The organism is Microbacterium oxydans, assembly GCF_006540085.1.
Classification (GTDB): Bacteria; Actinomycetota; Actinomycetes; order Actinomycetales; family Microbacteriaceae; genus Microbacterium; species Microbacterium oxydans.
In genome coordinates this window covers 197,778-213,638 of the sequence record NZ_BJOG01000008.1, presented here as the reverse complement: position 1 = coordinate 213,638, position 15,861 = coordinate 197,778, and the positions used below count along the sequence as shown (strand labels likewise).

Genomic DNA, 15,861 nt, shown 5'->3' with positions numbered 1-15,861 from the left:
CCCGGTCACCGGCGGCCGGGACGGCGTATCAGTAGGATCGCCACGACACAGCTCATACACAGAAAGAGTGCACCGTGGACAACAACGGCATCTCCGATCTCTTTGCGTCGATCTTCTCGGGTACCACCGGCCTGATTGCGCTCGTCTTCTACATCCTCGTCGCGGTCGGCCTGTGGAAGGTCTTCACCAAGGCCGGGTACCCGGGAATCCTCGCCATCATCCCGTTCGTGAACCTCGTCTTCCTGGTGAAGATCGCCGGCCTCTCCGGCTGGTTCGCGCTGCTGTACCTCATCCCTGTCGCGAACCTGATCCTGGCGATCATCGTCGCGTTCAAGCTCGGTGGACGCTTCGGCAAGGGCGGGGTCTTCTCGTTCTTCCTGCTGTTCCTCTTCCCGTACATCGGGTACCTGATCCTCGGCTTCGGGGACTCGCGCTACAGCAAGGCGTGACATGACGGCGTCCCGGCTGCACCTCGTGCGACACGGTGAGGTGCACAATCCGGCCCGCGTGCTCTACGGACGTCTTCCCGACTACCACCTGAGCGACGCGGGCCGGGGGATGGCCACAGCAGCAGCCGACCATGTGGCCGCGCTCGACCGTCCCGTCTCCGCGCTGTACGCGTCACCTCTCGAACGCGCCCAGGAGTCGGCCGAGCCGTTCGCCGCGACGTTCGACCTCGTGCCGGAGATCGACATCCGGCTGATCGAGCCGACGAACGTGTTCGAGGGGACGCAGATGCGCCGTTCCCTGATGAACCCCCTGAACTGGTGGCATCTGCGCCAGCCCTCGGTTCCCAGCTGGGGCGAGCCCTACTCCTCCATCGCTGAGCGGATGCTCGGTGTCATGGACGAGGCGTGGGATGCGGCACCCGATGGAGACGTCGTGATGGTGTCGCACCAGGCGCCCATCTGGATCACGCACCTCCGCGTCGCGGGGCTTCCGCTGCAACACGACCCACGCACCCGACGCTGCGCGCTGTCCAGCGTCACCTCGTTCGAGCGCGTCGGTGACGTCTGGCGAGAGGTCGCCTATGTCGAGCCTGCCGCGACCGGCGGTGCAGTCGACGTCGGCGCGGTCTGACCCCCACTTCCGAATCGCGCAGGTGGTTCCATTCCGGCGACGGATGGACCCACGTGCGCGATTCGAAACGGGGTCAGTGCTCGGCGGCCAGGAGTGACTGGATGATGCCGACAGCGGCCAGCTGACCCGCGGCGGCCGCCAGCAGCACGGATGCCATCGGGCCGGGGAGGGTCGCACGGTGGGCGAGGTCGCCCGCGGCGAACACCCCGGGGTGCGAGGTACGTCCGAACTCGTCGATCTCGATGCACCCGGACTCGAGCATGCCGAGTCCGAGCTGCGCGGCGAACGGCGACCGCTGACGCATCGCCCCTGCGGCGATGAAGACTCCGGCGACCACACGCTCGTCGTCGTCCGTGCGGACGAGCACGCCGCCTTCGACCTTCTCGACGGAGGCGACGGGGGTGCGACTCACCCGCGCGCCCTTCGCCTCGAGCGTGCGGATGTCCTCGTCCGTGAACGCCTCCTCGACCGGCACGACCGTGATGTTCGCGACGATCCTCCCCAGCAACCCGATGAGGTGCTCGGCGCGGGGCGCGGCGCCGACGATCGCTATGTCCTTGCCGGCGTGCTCGTGCCCGTCGCAGAACGGACAGCTGAAGGCGAGCGTGCCCCACAACTCCTGCAGTCCGGACACGATCGGAAGATCATCGGCGACCCCGGTGGCCAGCACGACGCGGCGCCCTTCCACCACCGAGCCGTCGGCGAGTGCCACCACGAACGCATCCTCGCCACCCGTGATACTCGACGCCGCGGTCTCACGGACCTCGACGTCGTCGTAGTCAGCGAGCTCGGTTCGCGCCGTCGCCCGGAACTCGGCGGGGGGAGTGCCGTCCGCGCCGATCATGTTGTGCATGTGCAGGACGGTGCCGTTGCGGTATTCGCCCGAGTCGAGGAGGAGCGTGGAGCGGTGCATCCGTCCGAGGGTCAGAGCGGCCTGCAGCCCTGCCGGTCCTGCGCCGATCACGATGGCGTCGTACATGGTGGTCCTTCCTCTGGATGTTGCGTTCCACGCCAGTCTGTGACTTCATGTCAACATGAAGTCAAGTTCCGAGCATCCGTGGTCCGTCGGTGATGTCGCGACCCGTTTCGACCTGCCGACGAACGTTCTGCGGCATTGGGAGTCGGTGGGGCTGCTCACCCCTCCGCGCGACGCCGCCGGGCGGAGGCGCTACGGCGAGGACGAGGTCGTGCGCATAGCCGTGATCCAGCGCAGCAAGGCTGCAGGGATGACGCTCGAGCAGATCGCGGTGCTGCTCGATGACGGGAGTTTCGGTCGGCATCAGGTGCTGCAACAGCACCTGGACGATCTCGATCGGCGCATGGAGGAGATGCGTCGATCGCGCGAGATGACCGAGCACGCGATGGGCTGCCGCGCCCACGACATCGCCACATGTCCACGCTTCCGGGCGGGTGTGGACGACATCCTGGCGCGCTTCTGAGGGGCGTCGGAGGAGGTCCCGTTTCCGGCTCGCGCATAGGATCCTCTGCGTAAACTCGGAGTCGTGCCAAGCGATTCGACGGTCCGTCAGATCCGCAGCGGCCGCTCCTCCCGCACCCGGCGTTCGCGTCGTGCGGTCGGTGCCGCGCTCGCTGCGGTGCTCGCCATCGGTCTGAGCGCGTGCGCTCCCGATCCGGTCAGCGAATCGTTCCTGAACGGCGAGAACACCGGCTACGTCGCAGCCGACGGCGCGATCGTCGAGATCCCCGTCGCCGAGCGCGGCGAGCCCGTCGTGTTCAGCGGCGTGACGGAGAAGGGCGAGGAGTTCGACAGCGCCGACATCGCCGGCAAGGTCACGGTCGTCAACTTCTGGTACGCCGGCTGCGCACCGTGCCGCCTCGAAGCGGCAGATCTGGAAGGCGTCTGGCAGGACTTCACCGATCAGGACGTCGCGTTCATCGGCATCAACACCCGTGACCAGGCCGACACCGCCGTGGCCTTCGCGAACGAGTACGACGTCACGTACCCGAGTCTTATCGACGTCGACACCGCTCAGGCCAAGCTCGCCTTCGCGAAGGAGACTCCGATCGCCGCGACGCCGACGACTCTCGTGCTCGACAAGCAAGGGCGCGTCGCGGCGCGCATCATCGGGCCGATCGACGGCAAGTCGATCCTCTCCACGCTCGTCAAGGACGCCCTCGCGGAGGACTCGTGAGCGGCCAGGACTGCTCATGAGTCCCGAAGCGATCATCGGCTCCGGGGCCCTCTGGATCGCGATTCCCGTCGCGATGCTCGCGGGACTCGTCTCGTTCCTGTCTCCCTGCGTGCTCCCACTCGTTCCCGGCTACCTCGGCTTCCTCGGCGGTGCGGTCGCACCTCGGTCGACCGCTGCTGCCGGCGGGGAAGGCGGGACGACGACGCAGACGGCAGAAACCGCGACGCGGGGGCGACTCGTCGGGGGAGTGCTGCTGTTCATCCTCGGCTTCACGATCGTCTTCATCCTCTACACCGTGCTCGGCGGAACGGCCGGGGTCTTCCTGCTGCAGTGGGGCGACCTCATCACCCGCATCCTGGGCGTCGTCATCATCGGGATGGGCCTGGTCTTCCTCGGGCTGTTCGGGTTCGCGCAGAAGGAATTCCGCTTCCACGTGGATTCCAGAGCCGGAATCGTCGGGGCGCCGCTCCTCGGCATCGCGCTCGGCATCGGATGGGCTCCCTGCATGGGACCGACGCTCGCGGCGATCCTCGCGCTGTCGTTCAATGCCGGAGACCCGGTGCGGGCGGGCTTCCTCGGCCTTGCCTACTCGCTCGGCCTCGGTATCCCGTTCCTGCTCGTCGCGCTCGGCTTCGGCTGGGCCACGAAGGCGATCGGGTTCCTGCGTCGGCACATCCGGGTGGTGAACATCATCGGCGGCGTGATGCTTCTCCTCCTCGGCGTCCTGATGGTCACCGGACTCTGGACCGACATCATGTCGAGACTGACGGCGGTGATCGGCAGTGTCATCCTCCCGCTCTGACGATCCCGAGACGAGCGAGCGAGATGGTAGCCGTCCCGACAAGCCCATCCGTCCCGAGAAAACTCCCCGCACTGAGAAGGTCATGACCAAGAACAAGGGTGCCGCGAACAGCGACTCCAGCGATCCGCTCCGCCCGTCCGACCACGTCGACGGAGACGACTCGATCACCCAGCCGCGCCTCGGGTTGGTCGGCTGGCTGCGCTGGGGCTGGCGTCAGCTGACCTCGATGCGCACGGCACTGATCCTGCTGCTTGTCCTGGCGATCGCCGCCATTCCCGGCTCGATCTTCCCGCAGCGGATGGCCGACCCCAACGGTGTGACGCAGTGGGAGCGCGACAACCCCGACCTGTTCCCGATCCTCGACGGCCTCAAGCTCTTCGACGTCTACCTGTCGCCGTGGTTCTCGGCGATCTACCTGCTCCTGTTCGCCTCGCTCGTCGGCTGCGTGATCCCGCGCATCAAGCACCACGCCAAGGCGCTGCGTGCCCGCCCGCCGCGTACCCCCGCCCGGCTGCAGCGCCTCGAGGACTACCGCGCCGTCACGCGCGATCCCGCGGCGGACTCCGGAACCAAGACCGGCGATGCGGAAGCCGAGGCGGCCGCGTCCATCGACGTCGCGACGAAGCAGCTGAAGGCCCTCGGCTACCGGGTGGAGCGCTACGACCGCGGACGCACGTTCTCGGTCTCCGCCGAGCGCGGCTATTGGCGCGAGACCGGCAACCTGCTCTTCCACCTCGCGCTCGTCGGCGTGCTGGTCACGGTCGGCATCGGCGGAGGGTTCTCCTACACCGGGCAGCGGGTGCTGGTCGAGGGCGAGACCTTCGCCAACACGCTCCTCGACTACGACTCGATGAACCGCGGACGGTTCGTGGGCGACGACGCGTTCTCCCCGTACTCGATGCGCCTCGACTCCTTCGACGTGACCTACCAGCCGTTCGGTGAGCCGGGGTCCGGTCAGGCCGGCGACTTCTCCGCCAACGTCACCGTGCAGGAGAACGGCGAGGAACGTACCGGCTCCGTCAAGGTCAACGAGCCCCTCGGTGTCGCCGACGACGACGTGTTCCTGCTCGGCAACGGCTACGCGCCGACGGTGACGGTGCGCGATCCCGAGGGCAATGTCGTGTTCACCAACAGCACGCCGTTCCTGCCGCAGGACAACAACATGACCTCGCTCGGCGTGCTCAAGGTGCCGGACGGGTTGGCCGAGCAGGTCGGCCTGGTCGGGTTCTTCTACCCGACCACGGGTGTGCTCGAGAGCGGTGCGTTCTTCTCCGCGTACGGCGACCTCACGAACCCGACGCTCACGCTCGACGTGTACACGGGTGACCTCGGCATCAACGAGGGTGTGCCGCGCTCCGTCTACGTGCTCGACACCACTGGCATGACGAAGCTCACGGGCCGCACCACCGACGTCAAGTCGATCGAGCTTGCCCCCGGGCAGACCGCGCAGCTGCCGAACGGCCTCGGCTCGGTGACCTTCGAGGACGAGTCTCCGGCCGGCGCCACGGATGCCTCCCAGTCGGTGAAGCGCTTCGCCTCGCTGCAGATCCACCGTGACGAGTCAGGTGTGTGGGTGCTCGGCTTCGCGCTGCTGGCCCTCGGCGGTCTCATGGTCGCGCTGTTCGTTCCGCGGCGACGTGTGTGGGTCAAGGCCACGGCGCAGGACGGCGAGGTCGCCCTCGAATACGCGGCGCTCGCCCGTGGGGAAGACCCGACGCTCGCGGCAGCGGTGGACGACCTCGTCGCCGGCCACGCCCGACTGCTCGACGCGGCAGGCGGCACCACGGTGCGGGCCGAGGACGGCGAGAACCCTGCCGACGACACCGCGGACGATCACACCGTGGCTGATGACATCGCGACCAAGTCCGCCGAGGTGGAAGCCCCGGCAACCGACACCCGGAAAGTAGACTGACACCATGCTCGAGCTCAACGTGATCTCGCCGGTCCTGCTGTGGACGGCGATCGCGATCTACGCGGCAGCCTTCGTGGCCTACGCCTTCGATCTCGCGCGGCGTTCGCAGGCGACGGCCGATGCACAGAACGTGCGGGAGTCGGTGCTCGTAGGGGCCGGTGGAGCAAGCATCCCCGCAGCGTCGGGCGGGTCTGATGCGGGTTCCGCCCCGCAGCGATTCGTGATGGCCAGGATCGGCACCTCGCTCACGGTACTCGGCTTCCTGTTCCACCTCGCGTCCGCTGTCACGCGTGGCATCGCCGCCGGTCGTGTGCCGTGGGCGAACCTCTACGAGTTCGCGATGATGGGCACGCTGCTCATCATCGCCGTGTACCTCGTCGTGCTCACGCGTATCGACCTGCGGTTCCTCGGCACGTTCATCACGGGCCTCGTCGTCGTGCTGCTCGGCCTCGGAGCGACCAACTTCTACGTCGACGTCTCGCCGCTGATGGACCCGCTGAAGAGCGTGTGGCTCGTCATCCACGTGTTCGTCGCCTCGCTCGCGACGGCATTCTTCGCGCTGGCTTTCGCCCTCTCGGTGATCCAGCTCATGCAGTCGCGACGTGAGCGCCTGCTGGGCGAGGGGGCGACCAAGACGGGCCCAGGCTTCCTCCGCACCTTCCCGAACGCGGTGCGCCTGGAGAGCCTGGCGTACATGTTCACGATCATCGGGTTCATCCTCTGGACCTTCACTCTCATCGCGGGCTCCATCTGGGCGTACTACGCCTGGAGCCGCTTCTGGGGCTTCGACGTGAAGGAGACCTGGACCTTCGTGATCTGGGTCATCTATGCCGGCTACATCCACGCACGGGCTACCCGCGGTTGGCGGGGCAACCCCTCGGCGTGGCTCGCGATCGTCGGATTCTCGGCCGTGATCTTCAACTTCACGATCGTGAACGTCTTCTTCAAGGGTCTGCACGCCTACTCCGGCCTGAGCTGAGCCGCGCTCGGCTGCGACGACTCGGCTGCGAAATCCCGGCCGCGAACACTCAGCCGCGAACACTCAGCTGCGAAAACAGAGACCTCCTGCATCAGGCCCGGCGCGTCCACACAGGACACGCGGGGCAGAGTGCGGGAGGTCTCTGTTTCGGCCGGAGCGGGAGCGAGGTCAGCCGCCCAACGGCAGGACCTCGGCGTGCTCGATGCCGTCCTCGTACCAGACCAGCTCGGCTTCGGTGATGGTCTCGGCGGGCGCAGGCTCGAGAGCACGCGACTCGGGCTGCGCGAAGTGCGACCAGACCTCCGGGTCGAGAGTCTTGCCGTAGAGCACCGAGAGGTGGAAGGTCCACTCCTCCAACGGCAGCTCGCCCAGGCGGCGGAAGTCCGTGGCATCCAGCGCGGTGGTCAGGGACGAGTACGCCGAGACGAGTGATGCGGTGCGGGCGAGGCGCACGATCAGGATCTGCCACGGCGTGGGGAACTCGTCCACGGCCTCGGCGGTGATCTCGATCGGCGTCTGCTGCGCCGCCCAGGAGCGGATCAGCGTGGCGAGTTCGTCGCGCCGCTCGGGCTCGTAGAAGCCTCGGAGCGTGACGTGCCCGGTGTGCGGTCGTCGTACCGGAGCGCCGAGCCGTGCGAGTGCAGTGTCCTGCACTTCCCGGTAGGTATCGGCGACCTCGACAGTGGGCCGGAGCACGAGGTACTGCTGCCCCTCCAAGCTCTCGAGCTGGTCGGGGGTGTCCATGAACGGTCGACGCATGTCAGGAGCCTAGGTCCTGGTCACCGCATGCGAAAACGGAGACCGTCACGCGCACGGCTCGGCGCGTCACATGTCGACGCGCTGAGCTGAGGGGAGATGGTCTCCGTTTTGGCAGGTCAGGGCAGGGCAGGGGGCAGGGCAGGGCAGGGCAGGGCAGGGAGGGGGCAGGGAGGGGGCAGAGCAGGAGGGAGTCAGGTGGTGGCGAGGACCGCCTTGGCCGAGGTGGTGCGTCGCAGCGTCACGGCGAGCGTGGTGGCCACGAGTGACAGCACGCCCCAGACGACCAGCGCGGCGACGGCCGAACCACTGGCCGTGATGAGCCCTGCGAAGGCCGGGGCCGTCGGAAGTGCCGCACCGATGCCGGCGAGCCAGTCCGGCACGGTCGAGATCAGGCCCGTCGCTACGGCGAGCACTCCCACCAGGGCCGAGATCCAGCGACCGACGCCGCCGAACACCGCGACGAGAGCCTGGTTGACGGCGGCGAACACCACTCCGGCGAGGACCGCTGTGCCCGCGAAGGCCCACCAGGTGCCCGCGTCGTAGCTCGCCACGATCTGCACGATCAACGACACGAGCAGACCCTGACCGGCACCGATCAGCGCCGCCGGAGCGAACGCGCGCAGAGTCAGACCCGCCGAAGACCGTCGAGAGGTGAGCGTGCGAGCGGTGTGGGCGCGCATCACGACGAACGTCGCGAGTCCACCGAACCAGAGCACGACCGCGGCGAGCAGCGGGATCGCGGTGGGGCCGAAGATCGTGTCCACCGACGAGTTCGACGACACCGGGTCGGCGATCACAGAGGCGAGCGACTTCGACTCGGTGTCGCTGAACGAGGGGAGCGAGTCGGATGCCGTGCGCAGCCCGCCCGCGAGGTCGCCCGTGCCGGTCGCCAGCGTGTCGAGTCCGGTCGTGAGCTCGGTCGCGCCGTCGGCGAGAGCGGTCGCGCCGCCGGAGAGCTGGGTCGCACCGGATGCGAGGCTGCGCGCGCCAGAGGCGGATGCCCCGATACCCTGGTCGGCGAGCTGGGTGAGGCCGGAGGACAGCTGCGTGGCGCCAGCGCCGGCCTGGGACATGCTGGACGCCAGAGTGCTGAAGGTGCCAGGGAGGGCTGCGACACCACCGGCGACTTCGTCGTTGGTGAGGATGCCCGATGCCGTGCCGGCGTCTTTCGCGACAGCTCCGGCGTCGGTTGCAAGCGACGAGTACAGATCGCACTGCGCTTGGTCGGTGACCGGAGGTGTGCATGCCTGCTGAGCCAGGCCGCCCAGACGCTGGGCGAGCGCTACCGAGCCGGTCGCTGCCGATTGCGCCGATGCGGAAGCGCCTTGCACGGCCCCGACCAGCTTCTGAACCCCGCCGACGTTCTGCTGCAGCTCCGCACCACCAGCCGCCAGCCCGGACCCGATCTGTCCCGCACCCGCCGCAGCTTCACGGGTCTTGCCCGCGATCGTGTCGAGCCCCGAGGCGAGTGAGGACGCACCCGTGCTGAGCTCACCCGCGCCGGAGGCGAGTTTCGCCGCACCGTCCGGGATCGCCGCGGCTCCGGTGGCGGCGTCGCGTGCTCCGTTCGCGAGCTTGACGGCACCATCTGCGGCCTCGCCGATCTGGTCGCCGATCGTGGTGAAGCCGACCAGGATGTTCTCGGTCGTCGCCTCGGAGAGCATCGTGCCCATGGTCGAAGCGGCGACGTCGGCGATCTGGCCCGTGATGAGGTCGTCGGCGACGAGTCCGTCCTTCGGGGTCGTCACCTCGATGGTGGCCTTCTCCGCCTTCCCTCCGCCGTCGGAGATCGCGGTCCCGGCCGAGGTGGCGGCGGACGAGAAGTCCTCGGGAATCGTGATGACGGCCTGATAAGAGCCGTCGGCGAGTCCGTCAGCGGCGTCGTCCTTGTTCGAGATCACCCACGTGAGGTTCGAATCGAGGTCGTCCGATCCCTCGACGAGGCCCGAGGCGAGCTGACGTCCGAGCGGGGTCATCTGGCCGTCGATGGTCACGGGCTCGTCGAGATTGACGATCGCCGCGGTCATCGAGTCCAGCCGCTCGGTCGGGTTCTGCAGTGCCGCGACCAGGATGCCGCCGACCGCCGCCGGCAGCAGCAGCACGCCGAGGATGGTCAGCCACGTGATGGGCTTGCGGGAGCGCGCGCGCTCGATGGGGAGGGTCATGCGGTCACCTCGGTGGATTCTGCGGCGCTCCGGCGAGGGGCGCGCGTGTCGAGTGTCTGGGCGTCTGGCCATCCGGCCTCGGCGAGGGTCGTCCGTGCCGAGTCGGCATCGGATGCGGTGGTGAAGACCGCGATCGTGCGGGTCGCTGCAGCATCGCGGAGCATCGCCGTCGCCTGGTCGCGCTGCCCGCCGCTCAGCCGGTCGATCCCGTCGATCACGACGATGGATGACTTTCCGCGCAGGGCTTCTGCGAGATCGTCGAGCCCTGTGTCGGCATCGTCGATCAGCACGCAACCGACATGTGCGCGCACCCAGGCGGCGCGGCCGGGGAGGAGGTGCCCCGCAACCCTGAGTCGTCCCTCCGTCGGGGTCAGACGTCCCGCGATCGTCAGAGCCAGTGCGCGGCGGCTGCGGTGGTCGCCACCGGTCGCGATGAGGGCACCGCCCTCCGGGATCCGCATCGACAGGTTCTCGATCAGCGGCGCATCCGCGCTGATCTCGAGGTCGTCGGCGGCGACGACCGATCCGTCGCCCGGCCACGCGGCCAAGTGGCGTTCCCGTTCGACGGCCTCGCCCTCGACGTCGATGCGGGGGAGGATCTTCTCCAGCCAGCGCGGGAGCTCCCAGGCGCGCTCGCCCAGGATGGCCATGAGGGCGGGGATCAGCGTCATCCGCACCAGGAAGGCATCGAACGCGATGCCGGCGGCGAGGCCGAGTGCGATGGGCTTGAGCGACGAGTCGCCCTCAGGGACGAAGGCCACGAACACCGCGAACATGATGAGTCCTGCCGCCGTGACGACCTTCGCCGAGCCGGTGAAGCCGCTGCGCACGGCGCGGAGGGCAGCGGCCCTGCGGGTGGCGCGGTCGGGACTCTTCGCGTCCTTGTCGTGCACGAAGTCCTCGCGCATGCGGGAGACGAGGAACACCTGGTAGTCCATGGCGAGGCCGAACAGCACGCCCATCAGGATGATCGGCATGAAGCTGATGATCGGTCCCACCTTGGCGACATGCAGCAGATCGGCGAACCAGCCCCACTCGAACACGGCGCCGACCACACCGAAAGCGGCCACGATCGACAACAGATAGCCGATGGCGGCGGTGATCGGCACCCAGAGGGATCGGAACACGATGGTCAGCAGGATGAGCGAGAGGCCGATCACGAAGATGCCGAAGGGCAGCAGCGCGTTGCCGAGCTGGTCGGAGATGTCGATGCCGACGGCCGTGAAGCCGGTGACTTTGAGGTCGATGCCGAACTCGTCGAGCCATTCATCGTGGTGGCTGCGCAGCTCGCGCACGAGGTCGGCGGTCGCGGGGTCGTCGGGCGCGGTCTCCGGCACGATCTGCACGATCCCGGTGTCTGCGGTCTCGTTCGGGGTCGCGAGGGCGACCTCCTTGACGCCGGGGACCTTCGCGACCGCGTCGCCGAGGTCCTCCATCAGCGTCAGCGGATCGGTGGAGGTGACGATCGTGCCCGTCAGGATCATCGGACCGTTGAAGCCGGGGCCGAACTCCTCGCCGACGAGGTCGTAGGTCTGCCGTGCCTCGTTGTCCTTAGGTAGCACGCCGGCGTTCGGCAGAGCGAGGTCGAGGCTGAGCGCGGGGACGGCGACGATCCCGAGTCCGAGCACCACTGCGATCGACACCAGCACGGGGTGCTTCATGACGCCGCCGACCCACCGGGCGCTGCCCTTCACCGGGACGACCGGCTTCGAGGGCACGGAATCGTCCGCCTGACCGGCGGCGGTCTTGTTCGTCTTCGGGGTCCTGACCTTCTTCGGGCGCCCGACGACCCTGCCCTTCATGAAGCCGAGCAGGGCGGGAGTGAGGGTGACGGCGATAGCGACGGCGACGGCCACGGCGGCGGAGGCGGCGATACCCATGGTCGTCAGGAACGGGATGCCGGCGAAGCCGAGGCCGATCAGGGCGATGAGCACGGTGACACCGGCGAACACGACGGCGGATCCGGCGGTGCCGACGGCACGGGAGGCCGACTCCTCCGGGTCGACGCCGTCGCGCACCTGGTCCTGATGTCTCGCCATGATGAACAGTGCGTAGTCGATACCCACCGCGAGCCCGAGCATGAGAGCCAGCAGCGGGGTGGTGGACGATACGGTGGCGAACGCGGTCGCGGTGAAGATGCCGGCCATCGAGATGCCGACACCGAGGATCGCGGTGAGCAGGGGGAGGCCGGCCACGATGAATGAGCGGAACGTGACGATCAGCACCAGCAGGGCGATGAGCAGTCCGACGGCTTCGGTGAGCGTGACGCCGGGGATCGAGATCGCGAACAGATCTCCGCCGAGCGAGGTCTGGGACCCTGTCGGGAGTTCGGCTCCCAGGTCGCTCACGACCGTGCGCAGCGCATCCTTCGTTTCCTCGGAGACGTCAGTGGATTCGCCGTCGAACTGCACGCGCACGATGGCGGCGGTGTCGTCGTCGTTGATCATGCCCTTGACCATCTCGTCGTACGGCGAGGTGGCAGCGAGCACGCCGTCGAGGTCGCCGAGCTCATCGACCGCGCCCTCGATGTCGTCCTGGTACTCGGCGTCCGTGATCTTGTCGCCGTCGGCGGCGACCACGATGAACTGCGCATTGGTGCCGCTCACCTGCGGGAACGAGCGCGAGAGCTGCTCGAGCCCGGCCTGCGACTCGGTACCGGGGATGGAGAACGTGTTGTCGGTTCCCGCGCCCAGGACGAGCGCTCCGGCGCCGGCGATGCCGAGCGCGAGCAACCAGGACACGAGGACCCGCCACGGGTGCCGGAAGGACCAGCGTCCGAGCGAGGACAGGAGAGTGGACACGCGTTCCTCCGAGGGGTGCGGGGTGGATACACAGGTGTATCCAATACATAGATGTATCGTAAGGTGACCCGCCCGGCCAAGCCTGTGTGCGGGGTGTGAATCATGCGAGAGTGAAGGGCTAGGAGGTTTCGATGTCGACACCCGCAACCCGCAGCCGCGAGAACACGCGCGCTCGCCTGCTGGAAGCCGCGGCGCAGGTCTTCGCCGAGGTCGGGCTCGATGGAGCGTCGGTCGAGGCGGTGTGCGAACGCGCCGGATTCACGCGCGGCGCGTTCTACTCGAACTTCGAGTCCAAGGATGAGCTGTTCCTCATGCTCGCCGCCAGCGTCTCCGAGGTGCGCGTGAACGCCGTGCGCACCCGTGTGGAGGAGTTGACGGCCGCCGGTGCCCTGGTGGAAGGCTGCGATCCGATCGAGCTCGTGCAGCAGATCATGGAGCTCGGCGGCGACGACAGGCTCGGCGTCATGCTGCTCAGCGAGATCCGTATCCGTGCGCTGCGCGACGCGAAGTTCGGCGAGGCGTACCTCGCGCAGGAGCGGGAGATGGTCGCCAGCATCGCCCAGATCGTCGACGACATCGTCGCGGCCGGTCTGCTGCGTCTGCGACTGCCCGCGGTGGTCGCCGCCCGCATGCTCATGATCATCTGGGAGGGCATGACCGTGCGCGGGGCGATGGCCGGACAGGACGATGCCCAGCTCCGGCACTCCGGTGGCGAAGAACTCGGGCGCCTGGTGCAGCTGCTCATCGAGTCGTAGGCCGGGCTTTGGTTCCGCGGATTCAGCCCGGCGTGGACAGCTCGCCGTAGCAGCGGGCGAGCCGGGCGAGCCACCATTCGCGACGCTCGTCGGGCGCCGCGAGCCGGCTGAGCGACTCCGCGTCCGGCGTCACGCGGCCGACGGGGATCGAGCCGTCGACCGGGCGAAGATCTGCCACGTCGTCCAGGAACAGGGAAGCCGTTCCGAGCCCGCAGTCGTAGTCGAGCGTCGGGAGCGCGGCGGCGAGGGCGGCACCCTGGGACAAGCCGATGGCCGTGTCCAGCGCGCTCGAGACCACGACGGGAAGGCCGGCGGCGGTGACGATCTGCAGGGCGTGCGTGATCCCGCCGAGGGGCTGCGCCTTGATCACGAGCAGGTCGGCGGCTCCGGCGCGGGCGACCGCGAGGGGGTCGGACGACTTGCGGACGCTCTCGTCGGCGGCGACGGGGATGCCCATGTACTTCACGCGTCTTCGGAGCTCCGCCAGTTCGGGAACCGTCGCGCACGGCTGCTCCACGTACTCGAGGTCGCACTCACCGAGGGCGTGCACCGCGTGCTCGGCCTCGTCGACGTTCCAGGCGCCGTTCGCGTCGATGCGGATGCGGCCCTCCGGACCCATCGTCTCCCGCACCGCCCGGACGCGCGCGACATCGTCGGCGAGCGTCTGCCCTGGTTCGGCGACCTTCACCTTGGCCGTGCGGCAGCCGGCGAAGCGCGCCAGCAGCTCGGGCACCAGTGACGCCTCGATGGCCGGAACCGTGGCGTTGACGCCGATGCGATCCCGCAGCGCGGTCGGCTGACGATTCCAGGCGAAGTCGATCGCGGCAGCCAGCCAGGTCGCCGCCTCCACGTCGTCGTACTCCACGAACGGGGAGAACTCCGCCCAGCCTTCCGGCCCCTCGAAGAGCAGTGCCTCCCGTGTGTCGACGCCACGGAAGCGGCTGTGCATGGGGAGGGCGACGACCCTGGCCGAGTCGAGCAGGTCTGCGAGCGGCGGGATCATGTGCCCATTCTGCTCCGAGTCGCCCTGCGGGCGTGGCCCGTGGAGGGGTGAGTCTCATTTCGGTGTGCGGTTGACGATAGTGTGCGACACACAGTAATGTGACGGGCATGAACGAAACCCTCGACATCCACCTGCAGGAACTGCGGCGCGGCACCGTGGTGCTCGCCTGCCTGCAGCTGCTGCGCTCGCCGGGATACGGCTACGCGCTGTTGGAGATGCTCGAGCAGCGCGGTTTCGCCACCGATGCGAACACCCTGTACCCGCTGCTGCGCCGTCTGGAGAAGCAGGAGTACCTCACGAGCGAGTGGAACACCGACGAGGCGCGTCCCCGCAAGTTCTACCGCACCTCGGAAGCCGGCGTCCGCCTCGCCGACGCCCTCACCGACGAATGGCGGTCGCTCACGGCGGCGATCGCGTCCCTCACCTCAGAGGAGAACTGACATGACCACCACTCTCACCGAACGCTACGTCAGCGCCACGATCCGCAGTCTGCCGCCGGAAGCGCAGGCGGATGTCCGTGCCGAGCTCGAAGCCTCCATCGCCGACGCGGTCGAGGCGCGCGTGGAGCAGGGAGAAGCGCCCGAGGATGCCGAACGCGCGGTACTCACCGAGCTCGGCGATCCCGGCGCTCTCGCGGCAGGCTATGCCGACCGCCCCCTGTACCTGATCGGGCCCCGTTACTACCTCACCTGGTGGCGTCTGCTGGTCCTGCTGCTCAAGTTCGTCCCTGTCAGCGTTTTCGCCGCCGTCGCGCTGGGCCTGACGATCTCCGCGGCCCCGGTCGGGGAGATCATGTCCACGTCGCTCCTCGCCACCGGCGGCACGATTCTCCACCTGTGCTTCTGGACCACCCTGGTCTTCGTGATCCTGGAGCGAGCCGGTACCGACACCGGGGTGAGATGGGATGTCGATCAGCTTCCCGAGCCGACCGACGACGGGGTGGGCCGCAGCGAGCTGATCGCCTCGCTGGTGTTCCTCGGCATCAGTGTCGGAGCGCTGTTCTGGGACCGCTTCCGCGGTTTCGTCCAGGTGGACGGTGAGGCGCTGCCGATCCTGGACCCCCAGCTGTGGCCGTGGGGGATCGGCGTTCTGTTCGTGCTGATCGCGGCGGAGGTCGTGTTCGCCTTGGTGCTCCACCGGCGGCGGCGATGGAGCATCGGTCTCGCCGTGGCGAACACGGTGCTGGCCCTGGCCTTCCTCGCCTGGGTCGTGATCCTGCTGCTGACGGATCAGCTCGTGAACCCCGAGTTCCTCGCACAGATCGCGACGGCCGGTGGCGAGGGTTTCGCCGCCGGTCAGGCGGAATCGGCCGACGAAGGCGGGGTGTTCAGGATCCTCGCCGTGCTGCTCGGATTCGGCGTCGCGATCGGGGTCGGGTGGGACAGCGTCGACGGCTGGCTCAAGACCGCCCGCGCGAACAGACGACCGGAGCAACAGGAATAGGGTGGATGC

Annotated in this window: 15 protein-coding genes; 10 read left to right on the top strand and 5 right to left on the bottom strand. The window is 68.4% G+C overall.

All coding sequences use genetic code 11. From position 1 onward, the window contains the following. The first annotated feature begins 74 nt into the window (after positions 1-74). Both MOX01_RS15370 and MOX01_RS15365 read left to right on the top strand, forming a co-directional pair. On the top strand, positions 75-449 hold the full coding sequence (locus tag MOX01_RS15370; protein WP_141370410.1) for a DUF5684 domain-containing protein: 375 nt from the start codon (positions 75-77) through the stop codon (positions 447-449). Position 450: 1 nt separating this feature from the next. Further along, positions 451-1,080, top strand: a complete 630-nt coding sequence (locus MOX01_RS15365; protein WP_141370409.1) for a histidine phosphatase family protein — start codon at positions 451-453, stop codon at positions 1,078-1,080. Between the two features lie 73 nt (positions 1,081-1,153). Here MOX01_RS15365 and MOX01_RS15360 read toward each other — a convergent pair whose 3' ends face one another. After that, entirely contained in the window at positions 1,154-2,059 is a 906-nt protein-coding gene (locus MOX01_RS15360; protein ID WP_141370408.1) for an NAD(P)/FAD-dependent oxidoreductase, read from the bottom strand. 55 nt (positions 2,060-2,114) lie between these two features. Between MOX01_RS15360 and MOX01_RS15355 the strand changes: the two genes are divergently transcribed. The 5 genes from MOX01_RS15355 (at position 2,115) to ccsB (ending at position 6,926) form a co-directional block, all read left to right on the top strand. Beyond that, the gene (locus tag MOX01_RS15355) at positions 2,115-2,519 is read left to right on the top strand and encodes a MerR family transcriptional regulator (protein WP_058630469.1); all 405 of its coding nucleotides are present in this window, start codon (positions 2,115-2,117) and stop codon (positions 2,517-2,519) included. A gap of 63 nt (positions 2,520-2,582) precedes the next feature. After that, positions 2,583-3,233: a TlpA family protein disulfide reductase gene (locus MOX01_RS15350; protein WP_141370407.1), complete on the top strand. Its 651-nt coding sequence runs from the start codon at positions 2,583-2,585 to the stop codon at positions 3,231-3,233. Between the two features lie 16 nt (positions 3,234-3,249). Beyond that, positions 3,250-4,035 (top strand): cytochrome c biogenesis CcdA family protein, encoded by a 786-nt coding sequence (locus MOX01_RS15345; RefSeq protein WP_061017254.1) that lies wholly within the window; start codon positions 3,250-3,252, stop codon positions 4,033-4,035. Between the two features lie 82 nt (positions 4,036-4,117). Then, complete coding sequence (gene resB, locus MOX01_RS15340; protein ID WP_141370406.1) at positions 4,118-5,947, top strand: cytochrome c biogenesis protein ResB; 1,830 nt, start codon at positions 4,118-4,120, stop codon at positions 5,945-5,947. A gap of 4 nt (positions 5,948-5,951) precedes the next feature. Then, complete coding sequence (gene ccsB / locus MOX01_RS15335) at positions 5,952-6,926, top strand: c-type cytochrome biogenesis protein CcsB (protein ID WP_058630472.1); 975 nt, start codon at positions 5,952-5,954, stop codon at positions 6,924-6,926. Between the two features lie 168 nt (positions 6,927-7,094). Here the strand turns inward: ccsB and MOX01_RS15330 are convergent, their stop codons facing one another. From MOX01_RS15330 to MOX01_RS15320, 3 genes are all read right to left on the bottom strand, one after another. Beyond that, positions 7,095-7,685, bottom strand: a complete 591-nt coding sequence (locus MOX01_RS15330) for a 2'-5' RNA ligase family protein (protein WP_227751275.1) — start codon at positions 7,683-7,685, stop codon at positions 7,095-7,097. Positions 7,686-7,876: 191 nt separating this feature from the next. Next, positions 7,877-9,850, bottom strand: a complete 1,974-nt coding sequence (locus tag MOX01_RS15325; RefSeq protein WP_127011842.1) for a YhgE/Pip domain-containing protein — start codon at positions 9,848-9,850, stop codon at positions 7,877-7,879. Then, positions 9,847-12,651: an MMPL family transporter gene (locus MOX01_RS15320; protein ID WP_141370405.1), complete on the bottom strand. Its 2,805-nt coding sequence runs from the start codon at positions 12,649-12,651 to the stop codon at positions 9,847-9,849. The genes MOX01_RS15325 and MOX01_RS15320 overlap by 4 nt, the downstream gene beginning before the upstream one ends. Before the next feature lie 131 nt (positions 12,652-12,782). Between MOX01_RS15320 and MOX01_RS15315 the strand changes: the two genes are divergently transcribed. Continuing rightward, positions 12,783-13,406: a TetR/AcrR family transcriptional regulator gene (locus MOX01_RS15315; RefSeq protein ID WP_046747323.1), complete on the top strand. Its 624-nt coding sequence runs from the start codon at positions 12,783-12,785 to the stop codon at positions 13,404-13,406. A 22-nt stretch (positions 13,407-13,428) separates the two neighbouring features. On the opposite strand, the gene MOX01_RS15310 is transcribed toward MOX01_RS15315, so the two are convergent. Further along, entirely contained in the window at positions 13,429-14,409 is a 981-nt protein-coding gene (locus MOX01_RS15310) for an o-succinylbenzoate synthase (protein WP_046747324.1), read from the bottom strand. A gap of 107 nt (positions 14,410-14,516) precedes the next feature. Here MOX01_RS15310 and MOX01_RS15305 point away from each other — a divergent pair, with 107 nt between their 5' ends. Together MOX01_RS15305 and MOX01_RS15300 are read left to right on the top strand one after the other, a co-directional pair. Then, positions 14,517-14,849 (top strand): PadR family transcriptional regulator, encoded by a 333-nt coding sequence (locus tag MOX01_RS15305; protein ID WP_046747325.1) that lies wholly within the window; start codon positions 14,517-14,519, stop codon positions 14,847-14,849. Position 14,850: 1 nt separating this feature from the next. Then, positions 14,851-15,852, top strand: a complete 1,002-nt coding sequence (locus MOX01_RS15300; protein WP_141370404.1) for a permease prefix domain 1-containing protein — start codon at positions 14,851-14,853, stop codon at positions 15,850-15,852. Positions 15,853-15,861: the final 9 nt, after the last annotated feature.